Genomic DNA, 7,312 nt, shown 5'->3' on the forward strand with positions numbered 1-7,312 from the left:
TGGTCAGGTGGGCGACGACGCCATCATGTGATTGACCGTCTGATCCCCAGTGGTGGATCACGATGCCGATCGGAGCAGCCCGTGCGGGGTCGTAGGTCTGGTTGGGCGAGGGGACGTTTTCGAGGGTGTAACCCATTGTCAGTTCACCGCCCACATGATCTGTCCGTCCCAGGTACCGGTACCCCAGGTTCCGCCCGACCAGAATTGCATGTGAATCTCGCCGTTAGGGTCGATGTACAGGTAGGGGTCTGCTGTGCTCATGATGTGGCCGAAGTGGCGGGCCGCAGGCCGGTCGGCGGCGTTGCCGATGGTGCCGATTCTCCAGTGGTAGCCGGACTGGTATCCGGCCGACGTTTTACGGCTGATCTGTAATGTGGCAATCCTTAGCGAGCCCACCGCAAGAACGGAGGTGATTGAGGCTGTAAATCCCGCGTCAGCAGTAAAAGCGAGGTTTGGGACTGACCCTATGGTTTCTTCTATTTTTTCGGCGGCCTGTTTTGCGGTGGTCGGGTATGCGGACACCTTATCCCCGGCGACAGGATAGGGGATTTTATATTTTGCGGTCGTTGCGGGCATGATTTTTCGAGTCCTTTCAGATCGTTGCGTAGTTCATTGCGGCCCAGGTGAGTTCTCCCGTGCGTGCCCATGTCAGCGCGGTGGGGGTTTTTGCCCAGGTGATGGAGTCGGTGGCCGTGGTCGAGCGCGTGAGGGTTAGCTCGTGTTCCCAGTGGCCAAGGCGCCGTGTGATGGTGCCGCCGTCGAGGTAGACGGCGAGGGTGGGGGCGCCTGGGATCCAGTCCGCACAATCGGTGATCGTCAACGGCAAGCCGATCCGGGTTGAGGCGTCCAAGCTGGCCATGAGCGTCGCGGCGGGCAGGGCTGGGCGTTTGTCGGACATGATGATGCCGGGGATCGTCCAGCCACCTGGTGCGGTCTGCGCTAGAAGATAGTCTGCGAGTTCTTGGGCTGCCGCCTGACTGGTGAGTCCGGTCGATACTGATAGCGTGCGTGTGCCGTATTGGTTGATCCGGTTGGTGTCGGTGGCGAGGGCTTCGTGTGATTCCCATTTGACGCCGCCGTCGCCGTCGGGCACGGCTGATTCCCATTTGACGACGACCTGTGTGGCTAGGTCGGTGGTGTCGCGTAGGACTTGGATGCCGTCGCGGGGCAGGGCTGCGGCGGGTAGTTGGTTTCCGGCTCCTGGGTCGGCTTCGATGAACGCCGGGCCGGTGGCAGGAACGATGAGGCGATACAGGGCTTTGCGTTTGGTCCGATCCTCAAGGTGGAGGAATTCGCCGAGTCCGTCGGCGGCTGACGGCCACAGGATTGCTCCTGCGCTGGTGGCGGCGTCTTTGATGAGGTCGACCAGGCCGGTGGCGTCGGCGTCTTGGGCGCGCACGATGGTCTGGGCGGGCCTTGGGTCTGCGACGACGGTCAGAGATAGGCCGGATGCGGCAATGATGCGCGCTAGGCGTTCGCGTACGGTCTCGGTTGGCCAGGGGTCGGAGCCGACGATGCAGTTAGCCAGGGTGGTGATCACGTCGGCGGCTGTGATCGACAGTACCGGCCGGTCTAGGTTGTCGTCCCATTTGGCGACGGCTGAGGTGATCGCGCCGTCAAAGACGGTGGCCACGGCCTGGCCGGACAAGTCGGAGCGGATCGAGGGTGTAGCGCCGATCTTCAATAGCTGGTAATCGGTCCACGTTTCGGGTATCTGCGTCCATGTATTCGTATCGTCTTTCCAGGCGAGGCCGCTGCCAACGATTGTGAGGACCAGGCCCACGCGGGTGCCGTGAGCTGACGGCGGAGCAACCCATGACAGCTCGAGTGTGGAGCGGCGAAAAACGGTTCGGTTTCCAAGGCTTTGGCTAGTAGTCGCGTCCGGGTAGTAGGACTCTTTGAGGGGTTCTGACCAGTACGCGGGCGCTACGGTGACGTTATAGCCGGGTGGGACGGTCAGCGGTATGGCTACGGTGAATCGCTGGCCTGGGACGACGGCGGGCAGGGTGTTCCAGGCTGCAGGGTCGGAGCTGGTGGGGAACGCCTTGGGCGGCATGAGAATCTTGACGGTTCCCTGAGTCAGATTCGCGGTGCGCGCTGTGCGGTTGATACTCAACGTAGAGTCCCAGGCGGTAGGGGCCAGTTCGGTGGTCGACGTTTTGGGGGCGGCTTGGCCGGTGGCTGTGACGGCGATCCGCTTGCCAGGGGCGATACGTTCCATTTCGGCGGTCGGCGCCTCGGGCGGCAGCGCGATCGTGGCGGTGAGCGTGGTCGCGCCGGGCTGGTCGAGCCGGGTTGATCGACCCCACTTGACTGTTAGGCCACCTAGTACGGTGGTGGCCTGGTTTTCTAGGCTCGTCTTGTCGTCTGCGAATGGCTTGCCGTCCAGATAGACGGTGCAGGTGGGAGAGATCATGCCCCACCTCCGATTGTGACCATGCCGGTGCGGCGGTCATGGGTTTCCAGAATCTTGGAGATCTTGCGGGCTGCATCGTCGGCATCGAGGACGCCGTGAATCTCGAAGTGATTGACCACTTGGGCGGCGCGGGCGCCGTTGGCGTTGGTCGACGGCGCCGGTAGAGCGACGTCGAGGGCGGCCAATGGGGAGACGAGGGTGCGCCCGGCGGCGTTGACGCGGCCCGCTTCGCCCATGATGCCAAGGGCGACGCCTTGGCCGAAGAATCTGCCTAGCCCGATGCCGACGCGGGACGGCGAATGAATACCGAGTTTCGATTTAATGGCATCGACGGCGTTTCCTGCCATGTTTGACGCGGCGTTCCATAGGGAACTGCCCATGGAGCCGATCCCGTTGATGAATCCTTGAATCGCGTCTTTGCCTGCTTGGAGCATTTTGCCGGGCAGAGCGGCCAGGCCGGAGGTGACGTTGGAGATGATTTCGCTGGCTTTGGTTTTGACCAGGTTGGAGATTGAGGACCAGCCGTTATTCCACGTGTCTTTGGCCCAGTTGATCGCAGAGCTGATCGCCCCTCCCACGAGGTTGCCAAGCCCGCTGACTAGGTTCACGATCAAGGTGCGGGCCGAGGACACGATGTTGCCCATGGTGTCCCAGGCGCCTGACCAGTCGCCGGTGATGAGCTGGCCAACGAACGTGAAGATCTGGCTAAAGAAATTGAACATGTCGCCCAAGTAGGTGCCGATGAGGGTCACGGCGTCCAGGACGATCGGGGCGATTCCTTGGATGATGGGGCCGAGGAACCCGGCAATACTGGTGGCGAAGTCTTTGATGCCGGTTGCCAGGTTAGCCACCCAGGGGTAAGCCTCCAAGAACTTGCCCATGTCGAAGCTATCGACCAGTCCGAGCAGCCAGTCCATGGCTTGGCCCACGCCGTCGAAGATCGCAGATGCGACGGGTTCGAGGGCAACCATGGCCTTGTTCTTCATGATCTCGAACTTTTCGGCGGCGTCCATCGTCTCGGCGCCCACGCCGAGGATTGTGTCGCCGGTGCCTTGGGCGACGGACGCGAGGGTGTCCATGCTGAGAGCGCCGGAGTCGAGGGCGCCTATGAACTGGGTAGCGCCTTTAGTACCGAACAGTGTTGATGCCAGGTCAATGGCGGCGGCGCGGTCGCCGCTGGCCAATAGGTCGCCTAGCTCGCCGGTGACGCGCTTAAAGGCGTCTTGTGGTTCTTCGCCCTGCTTGGCAAGCGTGACCAGCGATTTGCCTAGTCCGCCGAGCGTCTTGTCGGCGTCTAGGCCTGCTTTGTCCAGGACGCCAACGAGGGCCGCTGAGGTTTCAAAATTGAATCCAAGTTCTTGCAGGGCGGGGCCTTGTTTGCCGAGTGAGTCGGCCAGGGAGTTTATAGACACGCCGGTGCCCTGAGAGACGCGAAATAGCGTATCGAGGCCACCGGACACTTCGTCGCCTGAGATTTTGAACTGGGTCAGGGCTGCCGACGTGCTTTGGATGTCGATTTCTTCACCCAGGATGCGGCCCGCTTCAAGGTATTGACTGGCCACGGTTTCGAGGGTTTTTCCGGTCAAACCTAGTCGGGTGTTGACGTCGGCGACGGCTGGGCCGATCTGATCGAGGGAAGCGGGGATCTGCGTTGCAATGTTCTTTGCTGATCCGACGAGTCCATCGAGGGCTTCGCCGGACGCTCCGGTGCCCACCCTGATGGTGTCGGCCATGTCGTCGAATTGAGCGCCGATGTCGTACAGGGCTTTACCGGCTGCGACGGCGGCGCCCACGGCGGCGGTGCCGATCATGGCCATGGACGGCACCATGCCGCCGATCTTGCCGATGAGGCCCTCGGAGGCGTTGCCGGTCGAGTCCATGGCTTTGACGGCGTTGGTGGCGTCGCCGATGATGCGCACGGACAGGATCGCGCTCTTACCTGCCATTGTTGGCCTCCTCGATCAGGATTAGGGCGGTTTCGATAATTTCTGGCGGCTCGGCCAGCCATGCGGCAACGGGTATGCCGGTGCGGATGGCCAGGCCGACGATGACGGCAGTCTGTGGGCCTACCGGGTAGGGTTTTCGGCGTCTGCCTCTACCTGCTCGGCGGCGTAGTCGATCAGCTCGTCGGTGACGAACGTGTCGAAGTCGGTTTCGATCAGCTCGGCGCGTTTGAGCGCAGAGTGCAGCATGCAAGCGATCGCGCTGGGCCCGTCCTCCAAGGGTTTTCCGTGGGCGCGGCAGTGGTGCTCAAACGCGATCTTGTCGACGGCGAGGATGCGCACAGTGCCGGTGGTTCCGTCTGCTAACTCGTAGTCGATCATCTGCTTCTTCATTGGGCGTCTCCTTTGATTTTGTCCAGAGCCTTGTCCAGGCTCTTTTCGTATTCGGCAACCCATTTGGGTTCGGTGGCTTTGGCTCCCTCGGTAGCGAACAGGGAGGGCTTAATGACGGCGAAGAACTTGTGCCGTGGCGGTTGTGGTGATGCTCGTTTGGCTGGCCAGACTTTGCGGCCCCACTGGATCGCGTTTGCGTAGGGGACGCTTTTCTTTCCTGCCCTGACGATTCCGGCAGTTTTGGTTCCAGCTGCGCGGATGGAGTCGCGCAGGTCTCGCGACTTCATGGGTACGAGGGCTTCGGCGCCGGTGGCGGCGATCTCGGCGGCCCGCTTGTGGGCCGTTTTCATGTCGGTGAGATCGTCGCCTGCTTGCTTGAGCTGGCGCCGAAGCTCGCGTGCTCCGCGAACCTGAACGATCGCGTCAGGGGCGGCCATGATCAGCCAGCGGCGGCAAACGTCGGCAAGCCGCCCACGAGATCGAAACTGAAGTCAGTGGTGTTGACTTTCTTGGGGTTTCCGCCGAGCTTGACTGGCTTAATCTTGCATTTTCCGGTGGCCTTGTAGCCGCCGGTGGCGGTGGTTGGCACGAATACGTAATCGGCTTCTTTACCGGCGTTTTGGTAGCACCAGACTTCCAGAGCGGTCATGTTGTATTCCTGGATGATGGTTCCGCCGATGGTGCCGAACTTGGCTGCGTCCTCGAAGTATTCATCGTGGTTCAGCAGGGCGGTGCCGCCGTCGTCAGGTAATTCGCCGTTGAGTTCGACGGATTGGCAGCGGGCGGCGAACTGGGTTGCTTTTCCTGCGATGGTGAATGTGAGTGTGCCGGGCCCGAGGCGGGCGGGGGTGATGGTGGCCATGGTTTAGTCCTCCAAGGTGAACGAGTTTTCAAAGGTGATGAACAGGGCGGGGAATGTGGGGCCAGCGCCGGGGGTCGCCGTGTCTGGCTCCATCTCGGTGATGCCAAGCAGATTGCGTAGAACGAGGGCAACCTGGGTGAGGTCGTCTAGCCCTTTGATGTGGTTGGAGTGGTCGGGGCTGATCAGGGCCGCTTTCCACTCGCACACGCCCACGTCGCGGGCATCCATTTCGATGCGCTCGGGCGCGCCCACCCAGGCGACTGTCTGACGCGCAGCCAAGGCGGGTTTGATGGTGGCGGCGTCGGTGGTCACGTGCAGGTCGGGCACAGCCTGACCGATGGTGTCGGTGATGTGGTCGGCCAGGGCACTGATGATGCTCATGCGATCCCCGTCCCTCGCAGGTAGGGGGCCAGTAGCGGCCAGGCCGGGGTAAGCGGGTCGAGCGCTGGACGGAAGAACGCGGGCGCGGTGTCGGCGTCAACGCCCGTCGCTGAGTCGCGGGACGAGGCCCTTCGGTTGAACAGGTTGGCGCCAACTTCCAAGGTGGCGGCCCGACGGATCTCGTCAGGCACCTGCGCGCCGCCGATCTTCTGGTCGACTAGGCTGCTGGCGCTGGCCGCGCACTCGCTGACCCACTCGTTATCTGAGGGATCGGCCAGCACGTATGCGGCCAGCGCTTGGGCGAGGGCGTCCATGATCAGGCGAACTTCGCAGCCATGATCAGTTCCGGCTTAGGCGCGAAGTGCGCCGCGTAGCCGTAGACAGCGAAGTCCTTGGACAGATCTAAAACGTCAGTGTCCTGCAGACGCAGGGGAGCGCCGGGCGCTTCCTTGATGCGGATCGCTTCGCGCGCGTACCCCACGGCGTGCGTGCCCGCCCAGTTGGGGATCCGCTGCACGCTGATCTCGGCAAACGAGCCAGAGCCTGTGCGCACAGAGAGCGTGCCCTGGTGGTCTGTGGGGGCGCCTGCGAACTGTAGGGCCTTGGGATCGCGGTCGAGGTGAGCCAGCGCGCGGAATACGTCGCCGGAAACGGCCAGGCCGTCGAAAACATAGGGCGTTTCGTCGTAGGCGTCGACGAGAGCGAGAGCGAAGTCGATCCAGTCGTTAACGGTCGCGCCTGCCAGAGACGTGAACGTGTGGGTCGGAGACTCTTCGGCGGTGGTCACAATTTCGTTGAACAGCGTGCGGGTCGCCGCCTCGATCTGGTTCGCGTACTCAAACGCCTGGTCATAGAGCAGATCGTCAAGTAGGGAAATGGTCGCGCGCTCGATCGCCTGCAAGCTGAGTTTGCCTAGGCCCGCGTAGGTGTCGACGGGCGCGGACTTGACCACGTAGTCGGACGGGTTTCCGGTGGCGATCTTGTCGCCCTGCTTCGCCTGCTTAGCGACCTTAACGCCGCTCTTTTCTTTCTTCACCGCATATTCGACGGTCATGCCGGTTGAGGGCAGATCCATGGTGTGGGTGAACATGTTGGTAACGATCTGCTTTGCGGCCATGCGCTTTTCGATCACGCCAAGCCAAGCCGGGCGGGCAACCGCATCGGAGGTGACGGCGCCCGAGAACGCGGCGCGCGCCTGGGCGTTGCGCTCGTCGCCGGACATGGCGAGAGCTTTGGCGTATTCGCCGATGGAGCGGAACGCGAACGCGGGAGATTCCTCGGTGGGCGTTGCCAGGTCTGCGAGGCGCGAACGGGTCT

8 protein-coding genes and 1 pseudogene are annotated in these 7,312 nt (G+C 62.4%); all 9 read right to left on the minus strand.

Annotated features, from left to right (window positions below; all coding sequences use genetic code 11):
- Window positions 1-138: 138 nt before the first annotated feature.
- Window positions 139-576, minus strand: a complete 438-nt coding sequence (locus G439_RS0100010) for a hypothetical protein (protein ID WP_022867143.1) — start codon at window positions 574-576, stop codon at window positions 139-141.
- Window positions 577-592: 16 nt separating this feature from the next.
- The gene (locus G439_RS0100015; RefSeq protein ID WP_022867144.1) at window positions 593-2,416 is read right to left on the minus strand and encodes a hypothetical protein; all 1,824 of its coding nucleotides are present in this window, start codon (window positions 2,414-2,416) and stop codon (window positions 593-595) included.
- Window positions 2,413-4,362 (minus strand): phage tail tape measure protein, encoded by a 1,950-nt coding sequence (locus G439_RS0100020; RefSeq protein WP_022867145.1) that lies wholly within the window; start codon window positions 4,360-4,362, stop codon window positions 2,413-2,415. Before G439_RS0100020 ends, G439_RS0100015 begins: the two co-directional genes overlap by 4 nt.
- A 120-nt stretch (window positions 4,363-4,482) precedes the next feature.
- A complete protein-coding gene (locus tag G439_RS0100025; protein ID WP_022867146.1) occupies window positions 4,483-4,752 on the minus strand; it encodes a hypothetical protein in 270 nt (89 codons plus the stop codon).
- Window positions 4,749-5,189: a hypothetical protein gene (locus G439_RS0100030; RefSeq protein WP_022867147.1), complete on the minus strand. Its 441-nt coding sequence runs from the start codon at window positions 5,187-5,189 to the stop codon at window positions 4,749-4,751. Before G439_RS0100030 ends, G439_RS0100025 begins: the two co-directional genes overlap by 4 nt.
- 2 nt (window positions 5,190-5,191) lie before the next feature.
- A complete protein-coding gene (locus tag G439_RS12060) occupies window positions 5,192-5,614 on the minus strand; it encodes a hypothetical protein (protein WP_022867148.1) in 423 nt (140 codons plus the stop codon).
- 3 nt (window positions 5,615-5,617) lie between these two features.
- Window positions 5,618-5,995 (minus strand): hypothetical protein, encoded by a 378-nt coding sequence (locus G439_RS0100040; protein WP_022867149.1) that lies wholly within the window; start codon window positions 5,993-5,995, stop codon window positions 5,618-5,620.
- Window positions 5,992-6,186 carry a hypothetical protein gene (locus tag G439_RS12565; RefSeq protein ID WP_165544504.1) on the minus strand — a complete coding sequence of 65 codons (195 nt, stop codon included), beginning with the start codon at window positions 6,184-6,186 and terminating at the stop codon, window positions 5,992-5,994. Before G439_RS12565 ends, G439_RS0100040 begins: the two co-directional genes overlap by 4 nt.
- A gap of 125 nt (window positions 6,187-6,311) precedes the next feature.
- A pseudogene (locus tag G439_RS12570) lies at window positions 6,312-7,312 on the minus strand (hypothetical protein); the annotation flags it as partial.

Source organism: Schaalia vaccimaxillae DSM 15804, from assembly GCF_000420425.1.
Classification (GTDB): domain Bacteria; phylum Actinomycetota; class Actinomycetes; order Actinomycetales; family Actinomycetaceae; genus Pauljensenia; species Pauljensenia vaccimaxillae.

Bases quoted from the DNA above. Each gene is read 5' to 3' on its own strand.
- G439_RS0100030 (WP_022867147.1), bottom strand. From the start codon at position 5,189: ATGGCCGCCCCTGACGCGATCGTTCAGGTTCGCGGAGCACGCGAGCTT.
- G439_RS12060 (WP_022867148.1), bottom strand. From the start codon at position 5,614: ATGGCCACCATCACCCCCGCCCGCCTCGGGCCCGGCACACTCACATTC.
- G439_RS0100025 (WP_022867146.1), bottom strand. From the start codon at position 4,752: ATGAAGAAGCAGATGATCGACTACGAGTTAGCAGACGGAACCACCGGC.
- G439_RS0100015 (WP_022867144.1), bottom strand. From the start codon at position 2,416: ATGATCTCTCCCACCTGCACCGTCTATCTGGACGGCAAGCCATTCGCA.
- G439_RS0100020 (WP_022867145.1), bottom strand. From the start codon at position 4,362: ATGGCAGGTAAGAGCGCGATCCTGTCCGTGCGCATCATCGGCGACGCC.
- G439_RS0100010 (WP_022867143.1), bottom strand. From the start codon at position 576: ATGCCCGCAACGACCGCAAAATATAAAATCCCCTATCCTGTCGCCGGG.
- G439_RS0100040 (WP_022867149.1), bottom strand. From the start codon at position 5,995: ATGAGCATCATCAGTGCCCTGGCCGACCACATCACCGACACCATCGGT.